Source organism: Nonomuraea maritima, from assembly GCF_900100395.1.
In the GTDB taxonomy this organism is placed as follows: domain Bacteria; phylum Actinomycetota; class Actinomycetes; order Streptosporangiales; family Streptosporangiaceae; genus Nonomuraea; species Nonomuraea maritima.
In genome coordinates, this window is the sequence record NZ_FNFB01000017.1 from 37,203 (window position 1) to 59,363 (window position 22,161).

The window sequence follows — 22,161 nt, forward strand, 5'->3', positions numbered from 1 at the left end:
GCCGGACGTCACGATCAGAGCGCGACCGCCACCCCGACATGAGCAATCGTCAAGGCCTGCGGATCGATTTGCGTTGACCGGCTGCTGATGGCCATACCGGGCAGCGCCAGGTGTGTCCGTCCCACTCGATGAGGAAGGGGCGGGCGTGTGAGAGGGGCGTGCCCCACACGTGGTGGCCGAGGGCGCAGAGCTGTCCGAGGGCGACGGTGAGGCTGGCGACGTGACCGACGACGGCGACGGTCTCGCCGGGATGCGCGCTGACGATTGTCTGGAGGGCTGCCGTCATGCGGGCGACGACCTGGTGTCCCGTCTCTCCGTCCGCGACCCGCTGTCGGAGGTCCTGCTCGACGATCCAGGCGTGAAGCACCTGTGCCGTCCGGGTGCGGATCGCGGGGTCGCTGGTTCCCTCATGTCTGCCGATGCCGACCTCCACCAGCTCCGGTATTGGCGTGATGTCGAGGTCGGGCAGGGTTGCGAGGTGCTTCGCGGTCTGCTGTGCGCGTAATGCGGTGCTGGAGTAGATCCTGGTGATCGGCTCGGTTGCGAGCGCGCCGGCTGCGTCGATGGCCTGCTGGTGGCCGCGCGGCGTCAGCGGAGCGGTCGGAACGGCTCCTGCTGTGCCGGTGGTGACGTTCTCGGACTCGGCATGGCGCAGGCACCAGAGACGGACGCGGTCGTTCACCGGGCGAACTCCTCCCGTTCGTCCAGCAGGCCCCGTTCGAGACGGGCCCAGGCGCGGACGGGGACCACCAGGTGGGATGCATCGGCGGCGCACCAGCGGGCTTGGGCGCACTCGATCAACATGGCGGTACGCCCCTTCCCGACAGATCCACAGATCTCAAGCATTGCTCCCGTAGCGGCGGTGAGGGTGTGACGGCTCAAGGCGAACGCCACCCCCTGCAGAGACAGCGGAGGTGAGACGGTCAGAAGCCGAACGCCACCCCCGCCAAGACGGCGGAGGTGTGACGGCCAAGGTGAGTGCCGGCTCGGTTGGGGCCGCCGGGTGGGTGGTCAGAGGTGGGTGAGTACTGCTTCGGTGAAGTCGGTGGTGGTGGAGGTGCCGCCGAGGTCGGGGGTGCGGATGTCGCCCTTGGCGAGGACGGCGGCGATGGCCGCGACGATCTCGTCGGCGGCCGCCGGCAGGCCCAGGTGGTCGAGCATCAGGGCCGCTGACCAGATGGCGCCGATCGGGTTGGCCACGCCGAGCCCGTGGATGTCGGGCGCCGAACCGTGCACCGGCTCGAACATCGACGGGAAGTCGCGTTCGGGGTTGAGGTTGGCCGACGGGGCGATGCCGATGCTGCCCGCGACCGCTGCGGCGAGGTCGCTGAGGATGTCGCCGAACAGGTTGGAGCCGACGATCACGTCGAAGCGTCCGGGATCGAGGACGAGCTTGGCGCAGAGCGCGTCGATGTGCTCGGAGTCGCAGCGGACGCCGGGGTGCTCGGCAGCGCGCTCGCGTACCAGTTCGTCCCAGAACGGCAAGGTGTGGATGATGCCGTTGGACTTCGTGGCCGACGTCAGGTGTCCGCCGCGGCGGGCGGCGAGGTCGAAGGCGTAGTCGAGCACGCGCGTCACGCCCGCCCGGGTGAAGACGGACTGCTGCACGGCCATCTCGTCGGGGAAGCCGCGGTTCATCCGGCCGCCGATCTCGCTGTACTCGCCCTCGGTGTTCTCGCGGACGACCACGAGGTCGATGTGTCCGCGTACGGGGCTGTCGATGCCCTCGAAGAGGCGGACGGGCCGCAGGTTGACGTACTGGCGGAAAGCGCGGCGGATCGGGATGAGCAGCCCCCACAGCGAGACGTGGTCGGGCACCCCGGGAGCGCCGACCGCGCCGAGGAAGATCGCGTCGTGGCGGCGCAGCCGCTCGAGCCCGTCGTCCGGCATCATCGCGCCCTCGCGCAGGTAGCGCTCGCACGACCAGTCGTACTCGGTGAAGGTGAACCCGTGACCGTGGCGGCGGCCGGCCGCCTGGAGCACTTCCAGAGCCGCGGGGGTGACCTCGTGTCCGATGCCGTCGCCGGGGATCACCGCGATGTCATGCGTCGTCATGCTGACGATTCAAGCGGCCTCGCGGGGGAAACGTCCATGATCACTCGCTGCTCACCTGGACGAAGCCCGTGCCCGCCCGGTAGTTGGGCGACTGGTGGCGGAAGTAGGTGTTGTAGACCTCGCAGTAGCGCCCGCCCGCGGCCAGCAGGGTCTTGTGGTCGCCCTCTTCGACGATGCGCCCGTGGTCGAGCACGATGATGCGGTCGACGTGCTCGATCGTGGACAGCCGGTGGGCGATCACGATGGAGGTGCGGCCCGCCAGCACCACGTCGAGCCCCTCCTGGATCTGCGCCTCGGTCAGCGGGTCGACGCTGGCGGTGGCCTCGTCGAGCACCACGATCGTCGGGTCCTGGATGAGCAGCCGGGCCAGCGCGACGAGTTGCCGCTGGCCCATCGACAGCGCGCGGCCGTACTCGCCGACGTCGGTCTGGAGGCCGGCCGGGAGCGCGTCGACCCAGTCGCCGCCGCCGACGGCCGCCGCCGCCGCGCGCACGTCGTCGTCGCTCGCGTCGGGGCGCGGGTAGCGGATGTTGTCGGCGACCGTGCCGCTGAACAGGAACGGCGCCTGCGGCACCGCGCCGATCTGGCGGCGGTAGGAGGTCAGGTCGAGGGTACGGATGTCGCGCCCGTCGATCAGCAGGTCGCCGTCCTGGAACTCGTAGAAGCGGGTGATCAGCTTGCCGAGCGTCGACTTGCCCGCCCCCGTGTGGCCGACCAGCGCGACCGACTCGCCGGCCCTGATGACGAGGTCGAAGTCGCGCAGCACCGGGTGGTCGGCGTCGTAGCCGAAGGTGACCCCGCGGAACTCGACGCGGCCCGCGAGCCGCCCGGCGGGCTGGGCATCGGTCTGCATCACCCGCGGCGGGGCGTCGATCAGCGCGAAGACCCGCTCGGAGGCCGACAGCCCCTGCTGGAACTGCGACCAGAACGCCGCGATCGACGTCAGCGGCATCCAGAAGAGGGCGACGCCCTGCAGGAACAGGTACCAGTCGCCGGCCGTCAGCCGGCCGCCGAGCACGGCCGAGCCGCCCAGCTGCACGAGGGCGACGGTGGCCAGCCCGGCCACGAGGAACAGCACGGGGAAGATGCCGGAGAAGACGAACCCCTGCCGCAGCGTCACGTCGTAGCTCTGCCGGTTGATCGGCCGGAACTCGTCGTAGACCTGCTGCTCCTGCCGGAAGTTCTTGGAGACCGTGATGCCGCCCATGGTCTCCTGCAGGTTGGCGTTGACGCGGCTCAGCGAGCGCTGCGCGCGGCGGGTGCTTGCTCTGGCGAGCCGCCGGAACAGCAGGGCGAGGCCCACCACGACGGGCACCACCAGCATGGTCAGCACGGCGAGCTCGACGCTGCGCAGGAACAGCATGACCGTCACGAAGCCGACCATGAGCACCTGGCTGACGAGGTCCATCGTCAGGGTGGACACCGTGGCGAAGTCGTCGGTGTCGGACGTCACCCGGCTGACGATCCTGCCGGACGGCGTCTCGTCGTAGAACGACAGGTCGCGGGCCAGCACCGCGTCGAAGGCGTCTTCGCGCAGCCGCAGGACCACGTCGCCGGTGACCTCGGCGCTGAACTTCTGCCTGACGTAGTTGAACGCCCACGACAGCACGCCGGTGACGAACACCGCGAGGACGAGCGGCAGGCCGAGCGTGCCGATCGTGCCGTCGGCGATCGCGTCGACGGCGAAGCTGACCAGCGTCGGGATGGCCGCCTGGCTTGCCGACAGCAGCACGATCATGGCGGCGACCAGGCACATCGCGCCCAACTTGGGACGGAAGTAGGAGACGATCCGGCGCAGCAGCTCGCGGTCGTCGTAGGTGCGGTCGTAGTCTTCGGCCTCCAGGCCGTCCATGATGAAGCCCATCAGCGCACCCCTCCCTGCTCTCCCGCCAGCACGGACTCTTCGTCGCCGAGGCCCACCCCGGCCTCGTCGTAGTGGGCGAACACCCGCCGGTAGAGGCGGCTGCGCGCGATCAGCTCGTCGTGGGTGCCGAAGTCGGCCACCTCGCCGCGCCGCAGCAGCAGCACCTTGTCGGCCCACCGGATCTGCGAGAGCCGATGGGTGATCAGCAGCGTGGTGCGGCCTTCCTGGATGCGCTCGATGGCCTGCTGGATCAGGTCTTCTGTCGCGGAGTCGATGGCGCTGGTGGAGTCGTCGAGCACGAGGATCGCGGGGTCGGTCAGCAGCGCCCGCGCGATGGCGAGCCGCTGCCGTTGCCCACCGGACAGCGTGACCCCGCGCTCGCCGATCACGGTGTCGTAGCCGTCGTCGAGCTCGGCGATGAACTCCGCCGCCTGCGCGTCTTCCGCCGCCCTGACCACCGCCTCGCGGTCGGCCCGCTGGCCCAGGCCGAAGCCGATGTTCTCGGCCACCGAGCGGGAGAAGAGCACGATGTCCTGCTCGATCGTGGAGATCTGGGAGCGCAGGGAGTCGAGGTTCCACTCGCGTACGTCGACGCCGTCGACGAGGACGCGCCCCGAGGTCACGTCGTAGATGCGCGGCACCAGCTTCGTCAGGGTGCTCTTGCCCGACCCGGTCTCGCCGACGATCGCGACCGTCTCGCCCGGCCGCACGGTGAACGTGGCCCCGCGCAGCGCAGGCTCGCCGCCCTCGGCGTAGGCGAACGTGACGTCCTCGAAGACGATCTCGCCGCTGATCGGCGCGGAGTGGCCGGCGGCGGGCTGGTCGATCTCGGTCTCGGCGGTGAGGATGCCGAGGATGCGGCGCGAGGAGACGATGCCGATCTGGATCAGCGAGAACGTGAAGATCGACATCTGGGTCGGGAAGCCCAGCTGGCCCATCAGGCCCATGAAGGTGACCAGCTCGCCGATCGTGATCGCCCCCGCGGCGTGCAGCGCGAGCGCGTGCCAGAGCGCGGCCGCCATGGCGAGCGCGTACAGCAGCGTGGGCAGGTAGCGGGCCTGCACCAGGCCGTTGCGGACGAACGCGTCGCGGTAGCGCCGAGCGCCCGCCCTGAACCGCAGCCGCTCCTGCCTCTCCTGCGCCGTCACCTTGATCACTTCGATGCCGCGCACCGCCTGGTTGAGCCCGGCGTTGAGGTCGCCGAACTCTTCACGCATCTGCGTGGCCACCGGGTTGAGCCTGCGCATGTAGTGCCACAGGGCGAGCACGAACACGACGGCGTAGACGCCGGGCACCCACAGCAGGCGCGGGTCGATCGCGGCCATGAAGAACAGCGGCACCACCCCGGTCAGCCCGGAGTCGACGATGAGGTCGATGCCGGGCGTCACCATGATGGACAGCTGGCGGATGTCGTTGGCGGCCCTGGCCATCAGGTCGCCGACCCGCTGCCGGTTGTGGAAGGTCTGGCTCTTGCCGAGCAGGCCGACGTAGAGCTCGTCGCGCGCGTCGCGCTCCAGCCGTTTGGCGAGCACCTCGCTCGACATGCGCGCGACCAGGTCGAGCGCGCCGCGGGCGACCACGATCGCGAGCAGCGCCAGCGCGATGAGCCAGAGCGCGTCGAGGGCCGCGCCGCGCTCGCCGAGCACGGCGTCGAAGGCGTGGCCGGTGTAGAGCGGCACCATGGCGTTGAGCACCACCATCGCGACCGAGCCGCCGAGGAAGCCGAGCAGCGGGAGCGGGTGGCTGCGCAGGTGGGACCAGAGCCAGCGCACCGGGCCGCGCCGGTCATGGCGAGGACCGGCGACGGAGAACTCCGAACTGCTGGTGGTCACGGCGTGGCCTCCCCGACAGAGCTGGGTAGATGGTCGACCTGCTTTGTACCACCGGGGTACGACAGTTCTCGAAGACTTATTCGCCGGACGTCGGCCCCAGAAGGCTCAATCGCCACAGGCCCAACTCAGGAACCGCGCTGCGGGCGCCGGCCGTGCGAGGCTCGGAGGTTGGGCGCGCAGGAGCTGCGGGCGTCGGACGTGCGGCAGCTTCGGAGGTTGGGCGCGCAGGAGCCGCGGGCGTCGGACGTGCGGCAGCTTCGGAGGTTGGGCGCGCAGGAGCCGCGGGTGTCGGCGTGCGTGTTCGTCTTACGGAAATTCATCCGCCGCGTGGTCGAGGGGTACGAGTCCGAGGGTGAACTCGATCTCCTCGTACGGGACGTCCATCTCCCACCCGTCGGTGCGCGGACGCGGCGCGATGACGAGTTCCCGCTTGACCGCGTACGCGGCGTCGGAGTCGAGGTAGGGGTCGCCGGCCAGGAACACGTGGGTGGTCAGCGGGCGGTGACCGTCGGCCGTCACCTGGTAGTGCAGGTGGGCGGGGCGCATCGGGTGGCGTCCTATCGCCCGCAGCAGCCTGCCGGCGGTGCCGTCGGTGGGCACCGGGTAACTGCTCGGCCGGATGGTGCGGAACCAGTAGCGGCCCTCGGCGTCGGCGGTGAACAGACCGCGCAGGTTGCCGGGGTGCTGCTCGTCGTCCTGGGTGTCGTACAGGCCGGTGTCGCTCGCCTGCCAGACGTCGACCCGCGCGCCGGCGAGCGGCGTGCCGTCGCAGTCGAGCACCCGTCCGTGGACGACCGTCGGCACCCCGCGTTCGCGCTCGGGCCCCGCGCTGATCCACGCGCCGAGCTCGCGCTCGGGCGCGGGTGAGTGGAACGGCCCCTCGACCGACGACGGCGTCATGCCCTCGGGGCCGTCGTTGTTGACCTGGTCGACGGCGCTGGTCAGCCCCAGCATGTCGGACAGCAGGACGAACTCGTCGCGGTCGGGTGTGCACGCCTTGCCGGTCTCGACGAGGAACGCGAGCCCGGCCAGCCATTCCTCGTCGGTGGGCCGCGTCTCATCGACGAAGGCGTGCAGGTGCGTGACGAGCGCGGAGACGAGCTCGTTGACGCGCGGGTCAGGCCCGTCGATCTGGCTCAGGACCTGTCGGAGCAGTGGTGTCACGGCCATCTCCTTCGTGTCGCCCGCCTCCGACAGCGTCCCACCGCGAGCCGCGCAGCGGTACGGTCAGCCCTCGGCCCGCAGGTCGGCCTCGACGCGGACGCCGACCTCGTCGTTGAGCTTGAGCGCGCCGAAGAAGGCGGAGTACGGCTTGATGCCCCACTTCGACTGCACGACGGTCGCGAAAGCGCGGACGTGGCCGTCGTCCAGCGAGCCCTCGATCACGCACGGCCGGGTCGTGCCGGCGAGTGACAGGTCGCCCTCGACGCGGAACGACGCAGCCGTGCCCTCGACCTTCGTCGAGCGGAACGTGATGACGGGGTGCCGCGCGACGGCGAGCACCTTCTCGCGGAGGCTCTTGTCGATCTCCATGCGGTCGGAGTCGGAGAGCGGTTTGACGCCACCCGTGCCCTCCCGCGCCTCGAGCGACCCGGCCTCGATCTCGACGGTCACCGACGAGGACGCCGGATCGTCGGGATCGACCATGGCGACGCCGTGCCATCGGGTGGCCTCGATGGTGAGGTCGTGTCCGGCCATCGCTCCCAGCCCTGTACGGGTGGTGAGGACGACCAGCCGCCCCGATTCGGGCCCCAACGTGTAACGGCCAGCGGAAACACTCACCTCTCCAGCCTAACCACCAGGGGCCATGGCGATCACACTGGGTGACGGGTTCACACGGTACGTGTCCCCCGTGCGGGTTATCGTGGAGGCGCCGTACGGCCAGCGAGACGAGAGCGCACGGGTCGCCATGGACGAGCACGTCATCACCATCCGGCAGGTCGGCGAGGCCGCCCGCCACGCGTGCGGCTGCGGGCTGCCGCTGGCCGACCGCGACGCCGCGGCGCGGCACGCCACCGACCACGGCCTGTGCCCGCGGTGTCTCGGCGCGGGCGCGCTCGCCGTCGGCCCCTTCGAGACGGGCGACTGCGACGTGTGCGGGGGTTCCGGCAGGGTGGCGGTCGAGGCGCGGGTGACCGCGAGTTTCGTGCGCGAGGTGGCCGAGTCGCTGCCCGACGAGTTCGAGCTGACCGACGTGATCGCGGCGCTCCAGGGCCGGCTGCCGCCGGGGCGCGACGGCGTGGAGACCGTGCCGGCGGTGGCCGCTGGGCTGATCCGCTACCTGGAGGTGCAGGGCCGGATCGTGCTGTTTACCGCGCCCGACTACCTGCCGGGCGAGGGGGTGCGGCAGCGCTACGGCGATCCGCGGTGGATTCGCCTCCCTTGATAGGTTGTGGACGCTTTCCCGATCGCTGACCCCGAGGAGCGGCGTCCATGTACGAGGTTCCCCCGGCATGACGGTTCTGGCCTACGTGGCGCTGGCCGTGTTCCTGGCGGCGTACGCGCTGATCGCGACGGAGAAGGTGCACCGTGTCGCGGCGGCGCTCGGCGCGGCGGGGATCATGCTGCTGATCCACGCCACCGACGCGGGCGCGGCCTTCTTCGACGACCGGACGGGCGTCGACTGGAACGTCATCTTCCTGCTGCTCGGCATGATGATCATCGTCGGGGTGCTGAAACAGACCGGGGTCTTCGAGTACCTCGCCATCTGGGCGGCCAAGCGCGCCAGGGGACGGCCGTTCCGGCTGATGGCGCTGCTCGTCCTGATCACGGCGGGCGCCTCTGCCATGCTGGACAACGTCACGACCGTGCTGCTGATCGCGCCCGTGACGTTCCTCGTGTGCGAGCGGCTGGCACTGTCCGTGGCGCCGTTCCTGATCGCCGAGGCCATGGCGTCCAACATCGGCGGCGCCGCCACCCTGGTCGGCGACCCGCCGAACATCATCATCGCCAGCCGCGGCGGGCTGACCTTCAACGACTTCCTCGTCCACATGGCCCCGCTCATCGTGGTGCTGATCGCGGTGTTCCTGGGGCTGTGCCGGTGGCTGTTCAGGAAGTCGTTCCGGTACGACCCCGACCGCGCCGCCGAGATCATGGCGCTCAACGAGCGCGAGGCCATCGCCGACCGCCGGCTGCTGTGGCAGTCGCTGACCGTGCTCGCCCTGGTCATGGTCGCGTTCGTGCTGCACCCCGTGCTGCACTACGAGCCCTCCGTCGTCGCGTTGCTGGGCGCCGGGGTGCTGGTCGCGGCCACGAAGGTGACCACCGAGGAGGCCATCGCCGAGGTCGAGTGGCCGACGCTGGTGTTCTTCTGCGGGCTGTTCGTCATGGTCGGCGCGCTGGTCGAGACGGGCGTCATCGGCCAGGTGTCGAAGGCGGTGGCCGAGGCCACGCACGGACAGCTCGGCCTCACCACGATGCTGCTGCTGTGGGGCTCCGCGGCCCTGTCGGCGGTGGTGGACAACATCCCGTACGTCGCCACGATGAGCCCGATCGTCCACGACCTCGTCCAGGCGAACGGCGGCGACGGGCCGGCACAGGTGCTGTGGTGGGCCCTCGCCATCGGCGCCGACCTGGGCGGCAACGCCACGGCGGTGGGGGCGGCGGCCAACGTCGTCATCATCGGCATCGCCGCCCGCAACGGCACCCCCATCTCGTTCTGGCAGTTCACCCGGTACGGCATCGTCGTCACCCTGGTGACCGTGGCGATCTCGACGCCGTACCTGTTGCTGCGCTACCTCATCTGACCGGGAGCACGTCGACGCCGCGGTCGGCCTCGCTCCTGCGGCCGATGACGCGCCGCTCGGACTCGTCGATGCGCAGGTCGTTGATGCTGGCCTCGCGCCGCCGCATGAGGCCCTCCTCGTCGAACTCCCACAGCTCGTTGCCGTAGCTGCGCCACCACTGGCCCGTGGCGTCGTGACACTCGTACTGGAAGCGGACGGCGATGCGGTTGTCGGACCACGACCACAGCTGCTTGCGCAGGGCGTAGTCGAGCTCGTGGTCCCACTTGCGGCGCAGGAAGGCCCTGATCTCGTCGCGTCCGGTGACGAACTCGTCGCGGTTGCGCCAGACGGAGTCGACCGAGTACGCCTGCGCGACGACGTCGGGGTCGCACGTGTTCCAGGCGTCCTCGGCTGACTGGACCTTGATGAGGGCGGTCTCCTCGGTGAACGGCGGCACCGGCGGACGGGTCATGGCGGCTTCCTCGCAGGTCGGAAATGGTTCTCCGACCTGTTCTACAGCAGCTTGTCGAGCGTGATCGGCAGGTCGGCGACCCGTTTCCCGGTGGCGTGCCGCACGGCGTTGGCCACCGCGGCGGGCACGCCCGTGACGCCGACCTCGCCCACGCCGAGCAGTCCGAGGGGCGTGGTCGGGTCGGGGTCGTCCAGGCAGTGCACGTCGATGCGGGGGACGTCGGCGTGCACGGGCACGTGGTACTCCGACAGGCTCGCGTTCACGACCCGGCCGGTACGCGGGTCGACCAGCGTCTGCTCCGACAGCGCCATGCCGAGGCCCATGACGATGCCGCCGCGCAGCTGGCCGGCCGCCGTCTTGGCGTTGATCACCCGGCCGACGTCGAAGACGCCGAGCCAGCGCGACACCCGTACCTCGCCGGTGTCGGCGTCGACGCGTACCTCGCAGAAGTGCGCCCCCGAGGCTCCGTGCACCCACCGCCTGCCGTCGCGGGCGCTGCGCGCCAGGAAGTTCACCCAGCCGTCCTTGACCGCCGCCTCCACGTGGTCGCGGCCGGCCCCGGCGAGGATCTCGGCGTACGTCCGGCCGCCGCCGCCGTGGAACAGGCCGCCGTCGCGGGCCTGCACGTCGCCGATCGCGCGCCCGCGCAGCGGCGGACCGGCCAGCGCGAGCAGTTGCCGCTTGAGCTTGTCGCAGGCGGCCAGCACGCTCGCGGCGGCGCTCGCGGTCTGGCCGGATCCGGCCGCGATGGGGCCCGCGGGCAGGTCGGAGTCGCCCACCTCGACGCGTACGGACTCGAGTGGCACGCCGAGCTGGTCGGCGGCGATCTGGCGCTGGACGGTGGCCGCGCCGACCCCGATCTCGTGCAGTCCGCAGCGGACCACGACGGCGCCGTCCGCGCCCATCCGCACGGTGACACTCGCCGGGAAGCGGATCGGCTGGTGGTAGGCCGTGGCCACGCCCATGCCGACCAGCCACCGTCCGTCCCGCATGGCCCCGGCGCGCGGGTCGCGCTCCCGCCAGCCGAACCGCTCGGTCCCCAGCGCGTACGCCTCGCGCAGCATGCGGTGGGAGAACGCCTTGCCGGTGAGCGGGTCGCGTTCGGGTTCGTTGCGCATGCGCAGCTCGATCGGGTCCATGTCGAGCCGCCAGGCGAGCTCGTCCACGGCCGACTCCAGCGCGAACGTGCCGACGGCCTCGCCCGGCGCCCGCATGGCGGTGGGCGGCACCAGGTCGAGGTGGACGACGTTCTGGCGCAGGTGGACGGTCTCGGCCGCGTACAGGTGGCGGGAGGCGGAGGTGACCTGCTCGGGCATGCCGCCGGAGCGGGCCACGCTGGTGTGGACGAGCGCCGTCAGCCGCCCGTCGCGGTCGGCGCCGAGCGCCACCCGCTGCGTGGTCGGCGTGCGCCCTCCGACGGTGCGGTAGACGCTCTCGCGGGTGAGCGCGAGCCGCACGGCACGGCCGGTCGCCCGCGCGGCGAGCACCGCGAGCAGCGTGCCGGCCCAGACCATGCCCTTGCCGCCGAACCCGCCGCCCACGTACGGGGCGAGCACCCGGATGTCGCGCTCGGGCACCCCGAACCGCATGGCGAGGTGCTTGCGCACGAAGGCGATGGACTGCGTGCCGTCGTGCACGGTCAGCCGGTTCCCGTTCCAGACGGCGGTCGTGGCGTGCGGCTCGATCGCGTTGTGGTTGTACGGCGGCGTGACGAAGCGCAGGTCGACCGAGACGGGCGCGACGGCCAGCGCGGCGTTCGCGTCGCCCTTGTCGGCGGCGCTGGAGAACATCGCGTTGCCCTTCTGCGGGACGGCCTTCGGCTCCTCGGCGGCGAAGTCGACCGCGGCGGGCAGCTCCTCGTACGTCGCGCGCACCAGCGACGCCGCGTGCCGGGCCGCCGCGGGCGTCTCGGCCACCACGACCGCGATCGGCTGGCCGTCCCAGTGCACCTCGTCGGTGGCGAGGTAGTTGACCGACGAGCCCTTGACGAACGAACCGAGGCTGAACCTCTTCACCGGACGCATCCGGGGAGCGTTCTCGTGGGTGAGCACGTCGATCACGCCGCGCACGGCGCGGGCCGCCTCGGTGTCCAGCGCGGTGACGCGGCCCCGCGCGACGGTGGCGTGCACCAGGGCGGCGTGCGCGAGGCCGGGGTAGTCGTGGTCGGCGGCGTACTTGGCCTCGCCGGTGGCCTTGGCCGGGCCGTCGACCCGGTCGAGCGGGCGGCCGACGTTCGGGACGGTCTCCGTCCTGACGGCCTCGGCGACGTCCGTGCTCATCCGGCGTCCTCCTCCCTGGCCAGCTCTCTCAGCGTGGCGGCGATGGTGGCGGTGGCGAGTGCGGTCTTGAACGCGTTGCCCGGCCGTACGGTCGCGGCGGCCAGCTCGGCCTCGGCGGCGCGGCGGAAGGCCGCCTCGTCGGCGGCCCCGCCGAGCAGCGCCTCCTCGGCCGCGCGGGCCCGCCACGGCTTGGCGCCGACGCCGCCGAGCGCGAGCCGCACCCCGGCCACCGCGCCGTCGCGCACCTCCAGCGCCGCCGCCACGGAGACGAGCGCGAACGCGTACGACGCCCGGTCACGGACCTTGCGGTAGCGGGACCGGGCCGCCACCGGGAGGGCGGGCAGCTCGACCGCGGTGATCAGCTCGTCGGGGGCCAGCGCGGTCTCGTTCTGCGGGGTGTCGCCGGGCAGCAGGTGGAACTCGCCGATCGGGATCCGCCGGTCGCCGCGCACGCTGCGCACCTCGACGACGGCGTCCAGCGCGGCCAGCGCCACGCACATGTCGGACGGGTGCGCCGCGATGCAGCTCCCGCTCACGCCGAGGACGGCGTGCCCGCGCGTGAACCCGTCGAGCGCGTCGCACCCGGCGCCCGGCTCGCGCTTGTTGCAGGCAGCGGCCGCGTCGTAGAAGTACGCGCACCGGGTGCGCTGCAGCAGGTTGCCGCCGACGGTCGCCATGTTGCGCAGCTGGGGCGAGGCCCCGGCGAGCAGCGCCTGCGACAGCATCGGGTAGCGGGCGCGGATTCGCGGGTCGGCGGCCAGGACGCTGTTGCGGACGAGCGCGCCGATCCGCAGCCCGCCGTCCGGCAGGTCGTCCACGGCGTCGAGGGGCAGGCCGGTGACGTCGATGACGGTGTCGGGACGTTCGACGCCCTCGCGCATCAGGTCGACCAGGTTCGTGCCGCCGCCGAGGAACTTGGCGCCCGGCTCGGTGGCGACGGCCCGCAGCGCGGCCTCGACGTCGGCGGGCTTGACGTAGGCGAACGGCTTCATCGGGCGTCCCGCGCGGCGACGTCGGCGATGGCGTCGAGGATGCCGTTGTAGGCGCCGCAGCGGCACAGGTTGCCGCTCATCCGTTCCCTGATCTCGTCGTCGGTGAGCCCTTCCGCGGCGACGGACGAGGGCATGCCGGCGGCGTACTCGCTGAGCATGCCGATCGCGGAGCAGATCTGGCCGGGCGTGCAGTAGCCGCACTGGAGTCCGTCGTGGCGGACGAACGCCTCCCGCAGCGGGTGGTCGGCCCCTTCGACCGTGGTGATCTCGCGGCCGTCGTACTGGACGGCGAGAGCGAGGCAGGAGACGATCCTGACGCCGTCGACCAGGACCGTGCACGCGCCGCAGGCGCCCTGCTCGCAGCCCTTCTTGGGGCCGGTCAGCCCGAGCTTGTCGCGTAACGTGTCGAGCAGGCCGGCCCACGGCTCGACGTCGAGCGACTCGGGCGAGCCATTCACCTTCATCCGTAACTCGGGCAAGACCGTCCTCCCGGAATTCGATGTCACGCCGGACGCTAACAGAACTCCGTTCCGGTGTGATCCCCGATCGGCGGCCGGACGCGCATGGTCGCGGGGGCCACCGGGTCCGTCCGCCTGCTGCGGGTCTGTGCCCCCGCTCATGACCGCACTCCTGTACTTAAAGGTTTTCGGAAACCTGGAAGAAACCTAAGGGCATGTCAATGGGTGCTAACCTTGCCTGCTAGTGACTTCACCGAAAAGGGTTTCGAAATATGGCGGGTAAGCGGGCGACCATCAACGATGTGGCCTCGCTGGCGGGGGTATCGATCGCCACGGCGTCCAAGGCGCTCAACGGGCGGCACGACGTCAGGGCCGCGACGCGCGAGCGGGTGCTCGCCGCCGCGGCGCAGCTGTCCTTCCAGCCGAACGCCCTCGCGCGGGGGCTGCTGTCCGGGCGAACGCGCACGGTCGGGCTGCTCACCTCCGACAGCGTCGGCCGGTTCGGCATCCCCGTGCTGCTCGGGGCCGAGGACGCGTTCGGCGCCGGCGAGATGGCGGTGCTGCTCTGCGACGCGCGCGGCGACGCCATCAGGGAGCAGCACCACCTGCGGGCGCTGCTGTCCCGCCGGGTCGACGGGCTGATCGTGGTGGGCGAGAGCACCGACCCCCGCCCTTCCGTCAGCAAGGACCTGCCCATCCCCGTCGTGTACGCCCACGCCCCGTCGGACGACCCGTCCGACGTGTCGTTCGTGCCCGACGACGTGGGCGGGGCCCGGATGGCGGTCTCCCACCTGCTGGCGCTCGGCCGGCGGCGCATCGCCCACGTCACCGGGCCCGCCCACTGTAAGGCGGCCCGCGACCGCGCCGAGGGGTTGCGCCTGGCCCTGGCGGAGACCGGGACGGCCCAGGTCGGCGAGACTCTGTGGGGCGCGTGGTCGCAGCGGTGGGGGCGGCACGCGGCCGAGATGCTGCTGATGTCCGAGCCGTCGATCGACGCCGTCTTCTGCGGCAGCGACCAGATCGCGGCCGGATTCCTCGAGGCCGCGCGCGAGCGCGGGCGCCGCGTGCCGGACGACATCGCGGTGGTCGGCTACGACAACTGGGAGATGCTGTCCACCGAGACGCGACCGGCCCTGACCACGGTCGACATGAACCTGGAGCTCCTCGGCCGCACGGCCGCCCAGCACCTGTTCGCCGCCATCGACGGGCGGGCCACGCCGGGCATCCACAAGATGCCCGGCCACCTGATCATCCGCGACTCCACGTCACCCGCGTCCCTCTGACGCGCTCAGGTCACGTGCCAGGGTTTGGCTTCTGCGGTCTGCCTGGCGGCGTCAGCCACGCGGAGCGCGTACGTGGGGCGTGGTCTGCCCTCGACCTGGCCGAGGTAGGTGTGGCCGGTCAGGTGGCACCACGCGGGCAGGTCGACGGGCGCGGCGGGGTCGGTGGCGATCAGGTGAATCACGGCGCCTGGGCCGGCCTGGCGTACGTGGCCGCGCAGCTCGATGAGCAGCTGCACGCACAGCTTGTCCCCGCCGTCCACCACCAGGTCCGCCATACCTCCAGCAAACCACCTCCCACCGCCACGAGCGCACCGGCTGGGTGACGGCGGGCATCCTCTTGACGTGGGGGGACGCGGGAGACGACAGCGCTGCCGTGGCGGGCGCCTCTTGGCGCGGGGGTGTGACGCGCGGGAGGGAGCGCCTCGCATGGCGGGCGTCCGCGTAGCTCTGGGGTGCGGGATGCGGTCCGTGGCGGGCGTCCTGGCAGGTCAGGGGGCGTAACGCGGGGGATGGCGGGTAGGCGGGCCGCATGGCCAAGGGTCTTGACACCGACATGCTGTGGAACCTGTTCCACCGTACGGTGAACATGAACTCCGCGGAGCTCCGCTCCCACCTGCTCGCCTCCGCCTCGCACGAGGACGGCTTCACCTCCGACCCGGACCTCGGCATCCACGAGCTCGGACGGGGCGTGCTGCACGTCCTCGGCAAGCGCAGGGGCGACCTCACCAGGCACGACCTCCACGTCATGCGGCAGGTGGTCGAGTTCGTGGAGATCATGGGCGACCGTACGGACGACGCGTCGCGGCGCGAGCTGATGTCGGTCGGACACGACCCGTTGAGGGGGTGATCGGATGGTCGAGCCGCAGGCGTGGGTCGAGGGCTACCTCCGCGCGTGGAACTCCAACGACCCCGACGGCATCGCGGCCCTGTTCACCGAGGACGCCGTCTACTACACCGAGCCGTACAGCCTGCCCTGGCAGGGCCGCGCCGACATCGTCGCGCGGTGGCTCGATCGGAAGGACGCTCCTGGTGAGGCCACGTTCGGCTGGCATCCGGTGTGCGTGACGGACGACCTGAGCGTCATCCACGGAATCACCGCTTATTCGGACAAAACGTACAGTAATCTCTGGTTGATACGGTTCGTCCCGGATGGGCGCTGCCGGGAATTCACCGAATGGTGGATGCGGCACGACACCAGGTGATGCAATGAGCCGAACATCCGACCCGAGGAGATCCATTGAGAGACAACCTCGACCTCGCGACAAGTGCCCAGGAACTCGCGGACGCCGCGCCGGCGGGCTCGATCGACCACGCGGCCGCCTCGTCCTTGGCCATCACGCTGGCGACCACGCGCGACATCGACGCCGCCAGGAAGACGCTCGACGGGGTGACCCCCGACGAGGTGCGCCGCGCCGCCGTGGCCCTCTTCGAACGCCTCGCCTCCGACTGACGTCCGGCCACGGGAGCGCCGCACGGGGGAAGCTCGGGAGGTACGCTCGGGACCCGGTGTTCTGGCGATCGGAAGGCTTCTGGAAAGCCGGTGCGAGCGGCGGGGACAGATTTGGCGTAACCGGCGGATCATGCTTCCGGATTCGTGGTCGATACGCCATGGTGGTCGCATTCCGCTCCGCGAGGCTAGGAGATCCGTGGTCATTCCCAGGACGATCGACAGAGGCAGCGATTTCGCCCGGCTCGCTCAGCGCATCTCGGACGCCGGTCTCCTCGACCGGCGTCCTGTCTATTACGCGGTACGGATCAGCCTCACCGCGCTCTTCTACCTCGGCTGCTGGGCGGCGTTCGTCTGGGTCGGCGACTCCTGGCTGCAACTGCTCGTGGCGGTCGGGCTGGCCGTGGCGTTCGGCCAGTTCGGGTTCATCGGGCACGACCTCGGACACCGGCAGGTGTTCAGGAGGCGGCGGCCCAGCGACGTGGCCGGTCTGATCATCGGCAATCTCGGCATCGGGCTCGGCTGGGGCTGGTGGACGCACAAGCACAACCGCCACCACGCCAACCCCAACCACGAGGACCACGACCCGGACGTCTCCCCCGCCGTGATCGTCTGGTCGACGGATCAGGTCGCCCGCAGCACCGGCTTGCCGCGCTTTATTGCCAAATATCAGGCTTTCTGGTTCTTCCCGCTGCTCACCCTGGAGGCCTGGCACCTCCACATCGCCAGCTTCAAGGCCCTGCTCGACCCCTCGGCCAAGCGACGCACGCCGGAGCTCGCACTGCTCCTCGTGCACGCCGTCCTCTACTTCGGCCTCGTGTTCGCCGTGCTCCCGTGGGACAAGGCGCTGGTGTTCCTCCTCGTCCACCAGGGCCTGTTCGGCATCTACCTGGGCAGCACGTTCGCGCCCAACCACAAGGGCATGCCGGTGCTCACCAAGGACGACAAGCTCGACTTCCTCCGCAAGCAGGTGCTCACCTCACGCAACGTACGCGGCGGCGTCCTCACGGACGTGGCGCTCGGCCAGCTCAACTACCAGATCGAGCACCACCTGTTCCCGAGCATGCCCGCCCCGAACCTGCGCCGGGCCCAGCCCATCGTGCAGCGCTACTGCGCGGAGATCGGCGTCGACTACCTGCAGACCGGCCTGATCGAGTCGTACGGCCAGGCGCTACGCCACCTGCACGAGGTCGGCGCCGCACTTCGCTGAGAGGCGGGAGCGGCTCGGCGGCCACGACGCTGGGTTCATACGTCCACCGATATCAACGCATCAGCCAGCACATATTGGACATATAATCCCTGGTCCTCCTAGCGTTCGTCGGGTGACGGAGCGACGCGCGATCCGCAGCGGATCGACTTTGGAGGAACACATCGGGTACGCCGGGGCCGTGCCGGGGAGCACCGGGGTCGACCACTCGACGTCGACGACCTCGACCATGATCAGGGAACTCCACGCGTACGAGGAGTTCGAGCAGGTGGACGAGCTGTTCGGGCGGATCTGGGGGTTCGAGCCGGACAGCCGGCCGATCACCGCCGGCCTGATGCGGGCGCTGACCCACGCGGGCAACTACGTCTCCGGCGCCTTCCACGGCGACCGGATGGTCGGGGCGTCGGTGGGCTTCTTCGGGCAGGACTCGACCCTGCACTCGCAGAACACGGGCGTGGCAGGGGGCCGGGGCATCGGCTTCGAGCTGAAGCGGCACCAGCGGCTGTGGGCGCTCGACCACGGGATCTCCCGGATCACCTGGACCTACGACCCGCTGGTCCGCCGCAACGCGCACTTCAACCTGACCAAGCTGGGCGCGCTGCCGGTGGAGTACCTGCCGGACTTCTACGGCGTGATGGCCGACGCCATCAACCACGGCGACGAGTCCGACCGGGTCCTGGCCGCGTGGCCGCTGACCGATCCCCGGGTCGAGGCGGCCGGACGGGGGGTGCCGTACCTGCCGCCGGTGCCCGAGGACGCCGTGGTGGGGCTGGCCGACGACGGCGACCGCCCGGTCGAGGGCCGTACCGACGGGCGCGTGGTGCTGGTCGCCGTCCCCGAGGACATCGAGCGGCTGCGCGGGGAGGACGCCGGCGCCGCCAAGGCGTGGCGGCATGCCGTGCGCGACGTACTGGGCGGCCTCATGGGGGAGGGCGCCACGGTGACCGGCTTCCATCGCAAGACGTACTACGTGGTCGAGAGGAACACGTGAGGATCAGGATCGCGATGCCGCCGGTCGCGTCGTGCGGAGAGGGCGGCTTCAGGGTTGGTTGCGAGCGGCCTCCACGAACCGGCTGACCAGAGGGTTCTGGTCGTCGCGACGCCAGGTCACGGCGACGGTGGTGCGTGCGCTGTTCGGGCTGATCCGCCGGTACGCGACACCGTTGAGGCGGATCCGGCGGACGCTCGCCGGAGCGAGTGAGACTCCCAGTCCTGCCTCGACGAGCGCGCAGACCGTCTGCCATTCGATGGCCTGCTGGCCCGTACGGGGCTCGAATCCCGCACTGCGGCACAGATCGATGATCCGGTCGTGGAACTTCGGTCCGGCACTGCGGGGCAGCAGCACGAACCGTTCGTGCGCGAGTGCTTCGATCGGCAGGACGCGCCGGGCCGCGAGGGGGTGGGCGGCCGGCAGGACCGCGATGAACTCCTCGGACAGGATCGTCTCACTCGCCAGACCGGGCTCGTCCGGCGGCTCGCGCAGCAGCCCGACGTCGATCACCTGCTCGCGCAGAGCGGTCACCTGCGGCGCTGTGGTCATCTCCCGGATCTCCATCTCCACCTGGGGAAACTGATCGCGGTAGGCGCGCAGCATGCCCGGCAGCACGGTCAGCGCGAGGGAGGCGGCGAAGCCGATCCGGATACGACCGGCCTCGCCGCTGCCGGCGCGGCGGGCCGTGTCCAGGCCGACGGCGACCTCGTGAAGTGCGCGCCGTGCGGCGGGCAGGAGTTGGTGTCCTGCCGCGGTGAGGGCGACCGGGCCGGGTCCTCGGGTGAACAGCGGGTGCCCGACCTTCGCTTCCAGTCGGCGGATCTGCTGGCTGAGTGGCGGTTGCGCGATGCCGAGCCGCTCGGCCGCGCGTCCGAAGTGGAGTTCCTCGGCGAGGACCGCGAAGGCGTGCAGCTGCTGGAGCCTGAGCTCGGGACGGTCCATACCTTTAGAGATATCAGATGGGGCTGTGCGGAGTATTGGACATATCGCTGCTGTTTGCCTACCTTTCGCCACATGACGGAACGACGCGCGATCGTGAGTGGATCCACCTTCGAAGAGCAGATCGGCTATGCGCGGGCGGTGATCGACGGCGACTGGGTGCACGTGTCGGGGACCACCGGGTTCGACTACACGACCATGACGATCTCCGCCGACGTGGTCGAGCAGGCCGAACAGGCCCTGCGCAACGTCGCGTCGGCGCTGGCCGAAGCGGGCTGCTCGTTCGGCGACGTCGTCCGGGTCAGATACCTGCTACCCGACCGTGCGGACTTCGAGCCGTGCTGGCCGACTCTGCGCCGCTACTTCGGCGACATCCGCCCGGCCGCGACGATGCTCGTGTGCGGCCTGTCCGATGCCCGGATGAAGTTCGAGATCGAAGTGTACGCACGACGGCCCGGGGGCCACGCCGGTTGACGACCGGCAGCGGCAGCACCCCGAAGAGCTTCACCGAGGCCCTCAGCGGGCGCCCTCGCGTCCCGACTCCTCCTCCAGGCGCCGGATGAGGCCGTCGCGGCGGCGTTCGAGTTCGGCGATCAGCTCGACCTGCTCGTCCGCCTGGCTGATGATGGCCGAGATCTCCACCTGGTCGGTCGCACCCATGTCGCCGATCTGGGCGCGCACCTCCCGGTTCTCGGCTCGCAACCGGTCGAGGTCCGCTTCGACCTGCCGGAGTTCGTCCTTTGTGCTCATCCGAAACCTCTACCCAGATATGTCGCGGGGATTACCCGGGTGCGACATCCCGCCACCGGGCACGGCCCGGTGGCGGGGAGCCCGTCAGAACAGCGGGGCGCCGTCGCGGGTGAGCCTCCAGTTGGCGACCGCGAAGTCCGCCGGGTCGATGGTGCCCTGCGCGGTGGCGTACTCGATCAGGGCCTGGCGGATCTCCACCTGCGCGTTGTAGACCACCTCGGCCCCGGTGACGTGGGGGAAGCCGCCGCCGCCCGACTGGCGGTAGTTGTTGATCGCGACGATGAACTCCTGGTCGGCGGTGACCGGCTGTCCCTGGTAGGTCAGGTTCGCGATGCGCTGACCCACCGGCTTGGCCACGTCGACGTCGTACGACACGCCGGAGAGCTGGTCGTAGTTGTAGTCGGGAGTGCCGCCCGCGTTCGTCAGGCCGGCGAGGTCCACCGGGGCGCCGGGGGCGAGCTGGTTGAAGTACTTGGCGGAGTACTCCAGGTAGTCCTTGATCTGGGCGCCGTTCAGCTTGATCGCCAGCAGCGTGTTGTCGTAGACGTACAGACCGGCGACGTCGCGCACCCGGATGTCGCCGGCGGGGAAGACGGCGCTCCGGCTGAACGGCGCGGCGATCGACAGCACCGGCAGCGTGTTGTCCGGCAGCGCCTGCTTGACCGTCTCCTCCTGCACCTTCTGGATGTAGTCGAGGATCGGCGTGTCCTTGTACGGCGACTCGGCCGCCGACAGCTGCTCGGCCGACTTGGCCACGACCTCGTTGACGTAGCCGACGGTGGTGTCGTGCTGCGGCTTGAGCAGCTTGACGATCTTCGGGTCCTCCGGGACCGCGTTCGTGGCGAGCGTCGTGGACGACTTGCCGGTCACCACCCACTTGCCGCGCTGCTTGGCGAGCTGGAAGTCGAGCGTCGACAGGCGGTTGCCCCACCGTCCCGGCTCGCTCAGCAGCACCTGCTGACCGGTGACCTTGTTGGTGACGAACCGCTGCGGCACGTCGTTGTGCGCGTGGCCGAACAGCACCGCGTCGATGCCCGGCACCTGCTCGGCGACCATCGCGGAGGCGTTCTCGACCGGCAGCTCGTCGCCGTAGGACGACATGCCGTCGTCGCCCGCGTGCGCGGTGACGACGACCACGTCCGCGCCCGCGCGGCGGATCTCCGGCACCCACTTCCTCGCCGACTCGACCAGGTCGGTGAAGCGGAGCCTGCCCTCGACGTTCGCCTTGTCCCAGATGGCCACGCCCGGGTTGGTGAGACCGAGCACGCCCACCTTGATCGGCTTCTCGCCCTTCACCTTCATGGTCTTGATCACGTACGGCTGGTACGCGGGCTTGCCCGTCGCCGCGTCGACGGCGTTAGCGCCCAGCACCGGGGCGCGCATCTGCTTGACCCAGGTGGCCAGCAGCGGCAGACCGTAGTTGAACTCGTGGTTGCCCAGGGTCACGGCGTCGTACCCGATGGCGTTCATGGCCTTGGCCATCGGGTGGGTCTCACCGGTCTCGGTGATCGGCTCGACCTTGGCGTAGTAGTACGCCAGCGGCGTGCCCTGGATGGTGTCGCCCGAGTCGAACAGCAGTGTGTGGTCCGCTCCGCGCTCGGCCCGGATCTTGTTGACCAGCGAGGAGACCTTGGCCAGGCCGACGGCGTTGCCCTGCGCGTCGGAGTAGGCGGCGTCCTTGAAGTAGTCCCAGTTGAGAACGTTGCTGTGGAGGTCGGACGTGCCCATCACCGTGATGGTGACCGTCTTCGCGGGCGGGCCGGCGTACGCGGGCGGCGCCACGAGGGCCAGTCCGCTCAGCGCGGCCGCCCCGGCCAGGGCGAGCTTCTTCGTCTGCATGGTGTTGGAGGCTAACGACCGCGCATCA

The 22,161-nt window shown here is 70.7% G+C and carries 24 protein-coding genes; 9 read left to right on the plus strand and 15 right to left on the minus strand.

All coding sequences use genetic code 11. The features are described from left to right. Positions 1-49 precede the first annotated feature (49 nt). From BLR04_RS24455 to BLR04_RS24480, 7 genes are all read right to left on the minus strand, one after another. Positions 50-682 carry a histidine phosphatase family protein gene (locus tag BLR04_RS24455; protein WP_090769441.1) on the minus strand — a complete coding sequence of 211 codons (633 nt, stop codon included), beginning with the start codon at positions 680-682 and terminating at the stop codon, positions 50-52. After that, on the minus strand, positions 679-804 hold the full coding sequence (locus BLR04_RS42440) for a hypothetical protein (RefSeq protein ID WP_281191631.1): 126 nt from the start codon (positions 802-804) through the stop codon (positions 679-681). The genes BLR04_RS24455 and BLR04_RS42440 overlap by 4 nt, the downstream gene beginning before the upstream one ends. Positions 805-1,011: 207 nt before the next feature. Next, positions 1,012-2,055 carry a tartrate dehydrogenase gene (locus BLR04_RS24460; protein WP_090769443.1) on the minus strand — a complete coding sequence of 348 codons (1,044 nt, stop codon included), beginning with the start codon at positions 2,053-2,055 and terminating at the stop codon, positions 1,012-1,014. Positions 2,056-2,095: 40 nt separating this feature from the next. Continuing rightward, positions 2,096-3,919 carry an ABC transporter ATP-binding protein gene (locus BLR04_RS24465; RefSeq protein ID WP_090769446.1) on the minus strand — a complete coding sequence of 608 codons (1,824 nt, stop codon included), beginning with the start codon at positions 3,917-3,919 and terminating at the stop codon, positions 2,096-2,098. Beyond that, entirely contained in the window at positions 3,919-5,751 is a 1,833-nt protein-coding gene (locus BLR04_RS24470; protein ID WP_245740466.1) for an ABC transporter ATP-binding protein, read from the minus strand. The genes BLR04_RS24465 and BLR04_RS24470 overlap by 1 nt, the downstream gene beginning before the upstream one ends. Positions 5,752-6,057: 306 nt before the next feature. Continuing rightward, positions 6,058-6,915: a dioxygenase family protein gene (locus BLR04_RS24475; protein WP_218129138.1), complete on the minus strand. Its 858-nt coding sequence runs from the start codon at positions 6,913-6,915 to the stop codon at positions 6,058-6,060. A gap of 63 nt (positions 6,916-6,978) precedes the next feature. Continuing rightward, positions 6,979-7,533, minus strand: a complete 555-nt coding sequence (locus BLR04_RS24480; RefSeq protein WP_245740467.1) for a YceI family protein — start codon at positions 7,531-7,533, stop codon at positions 6,979-6,981. Positions 7,534-7,603: 70 nt separating this feature from the next. On the opposite strand from BLR04_RS24480, the gene BLR04_RS24485 reads away from it, so the two are divergent. Together BLR04_RS24485 and BLR04_RS24490 are read left to right on the plus strand one after the other, a co-directional pair. Continuing rightward, entirely contained in the window at positions 7,604-8,137 is a 534-nt protein-coding gene (locus BLR04_RS24485) for a hypothetical protein (protein ID WP_143022178.1), read from the plus strand. 67 nt (positions 8,138-8,204) lie between these two features. Beyond that, the gene (locus tag BLR04_RS24490) at positions 8,205-9,497 is read left to right on the plus strand and encodes an ArsB/NhaD family transporter (protein WP_090769452.1); all 1,293 of its coding nucleotides are present in this window, start codon (positions 8,205-8,207) and stop codon (positions 9,495-9,497) included. Here the strand turns inward: BLR04_RS24490 and BLR04_RS24495 are convergent. The 4 genes from BLR04_RS24495 to BLR04_RS24510 are packed head-to-tail and all read right to left on the minus strand — an operon-like array spanning position 9,490 to position 13,683. Beyond that, entirely contained in the window at positions 9,490-9,948 is a 459-nt protein-coding gene (locus BLR04_RS24495) for a nuclear transport factor 2 family protein (protein ID WP_090769455.1), read from the minus strand. The genes BLR04_RS24490 and BLR04_RS24495 overlap by 8 nt on opposite strands. A gap of 41 nt (positions 9,949-9,989) precedes the next feature. Then, on the minus strand, positions 9,990-12,227 hold the full coding sequence (locus tag BLR04_RS24500; protein ID WP_090769456.1) for a xanthine dehydrogenase family protein molybdopterin-binding subunit: 2,238 nt from the start codon (positions 12,225-12,227) through the stop codon (positions 9,990-9,992). After that, positions 12,224-13,219, minus strand: coding sequence for an FAD binding domain-containing protein (locus tag BLR04_RS24505; protein WP_090769458.1), 996 nt, complete (start codon positions 13,217-13,219; stop codon positions 12,224-12,226). The genes BLR04_RS24500 and BLR04_RS24505 overlap by 4 nt, the downstream gene beginning before the upstream one ends. Next, positions 13,216-13,683 carry a (2Fe-2S)-binding protein gene (locus BLR04_RS24510; RefSeq protein WP_090769460.1) on the minus strand — a complete coding sequence of 156 codons (468 nt, stop codon included), beginning with the start codon at positions 13,681-13,683 and terminating at the stop codon, positions 13,216-13,218. The genes BLR04_RS24505 and BLR04_RS24510 overlap by 4 nt, the downstream gene beginning before the upstream one ends. 266 nt (positions 13,684-13,949) lie before the next feature. Between BLR04_RS24510 and BLR04_RS24515 the strand changes: the two genes are divergently transcribed. After that, on the plus strand, positions 13,950-14,960 hold the full coding sequence (locus BLR04_RS24515; RefSeq protein ID WP_090769463.1) for a LacI family DNA-binding transcriptional regulator: 1,011 nt from the start codon (positions 13,950-13,952) through the stop codon (positions 14,958-14,960). A 5-nt stretch (positions 14,961-14,965) separates the two neighbouring features. Here BLR04_RS24515 and BLR04_RS24520 read toward each other — a convergent pair whose 3' ends face one another. Then, the gene (locus BLR04_RS24520) at positions 14,966-15,235 is read right to left on the minus strand and encodes a sulfurtransferase TusA family protein (protein WP_090769465.1); all 270 of its coding nucleotides are present in this window, start codon (positions 15,233-15,235) and stop codon (positions 14,966-14,968) included. 254 nt (positions 15,236-15,489) lie between these two features. Here BLR04_RS24520 and BLR04_RS24525 point away from each other — a divergent pair, with 254 nt between their 5' ends. From BLR04_RS24525 to BLR04_RS24545, 5 genes are all read left to right on the plus strand, one after another. After that, a complete protein-coding gene (locus tag BLR04_RS24525; protein ID WP_090769467.1) occupies positions 15,490-15,807 on the plus strand; it encodes a DUF3140 domain-containing protein in 318 nt (105 codons plus the stop codon). A 4-nt stretch (positions 15,808-15,811) separates the two neighbouring features. Then, positions 15,812-16,162, plus strand: coding sequence for a nuclear transport factor 2 family protein (locus BLR04_RS24530; protein ID WP_090769469.1), 351 nt, complete (start codon positions 15,812-15,814; stop codon positions 16,160-16,162). Between the two features lie 35 nt (positions 16,163-16,197). Beyond that, the gene (locus tag BLR04_RS24535; protein WP_090769471.1) at positions 16,198-16,410 is read left to right on the plus strand and encodes a hypothetical protein; all 213 of its coding nucleotides are present in this window, start codon (positions 16,198-16,200) and stop codon (positions 16,408-16,410) included. A 196-nt stretch (positions 16,411-16,606) separates the two neighbouring features. Continuing rightward, positions 16,607-17,617, plus strand: a complete 1,011-nt coding sequence (locus tag BLR04_RS24540; protein WP_245740468.1) for a fatty acid desaturase family protein — start codon at positions 16,607-16,609, stop codon at positions 17,615-17,617. Between the two features lie 112 nt (positions 17,618-17,729). Then, a complete protein-coding gene (locus BLR04_RS24545) occupies positions 17,730-18,605 on the plus strand; it encodes a GNAT family N-acetyltransferase (protein ID WP_245740469.1) in 876 nt (291 codons plus the stop codon). A 48-nt stretch (positions 18,606-18,653) separates the two neighbouring features. On the opposite strand, the gene BLR04_RS24550 is transcribed toward BLR04_RS24545, so the two are convergent. Continuing rightward, positions 18,654-19,547, minus strand: a complete 894-nt coding sequence (locus BLR04_RS24550) for a LysR family transcriptional regulator (protein WP_090769474.1) — start codon at positions 19,545-19,547, stop codon at positions 18,654-18,656. 72 nt (positions 19,548-19,619) lie between these two features. Between BLR04_RS24550 and BLR04_RS24555 the strand changes: the two genes are divergently transcribed. Continuing rightward, positions 19,620-20,018 carry a RidA family protein gene (locus BLR04_RS24555; RefSeq protein ID WP_090769476.1) on the plus strand — a complete coding sequence of 133 codons (399 nt, stop codon included), beginning with the start codon at positions 19,620-19,622 and terminating at the stop codon, positions 20,016-20,018. Between the two features lie 42 nt (positions 20,019-20,060). Here BLR04_RS24555 and BLR04_RS24560 read toward each other — a convergent pair whose 3' ends face one another. Both BLR04_RS24560 and BLR04_RS24565 read right to left on the minus strand, forming a co-directional pair. Then, a complete protein-coding gene (locus BLR04_RS24560; RefSeq protein WP_090769478.1) occupies positions 20,061-20,294 on the minus strand; it encodes a hypothetical protein in 234 nt (77 codons plus the stop codon). 84 nt (positions 20,295-20,378) lie between these two features. Further along, complete coding sequence (locus tag BLR04_RS24565; protein WP_090769480.1) at positions 20,379-22,133, minus strand: bifunctional metallophosphatase/5'-nucleotidase; 1,755 nt, start codon at positions 22,131-22,133, stop codon at positions 20,379-20,381. Positions 22,134-22,161 lie beyond the last annotated feature (28 nt).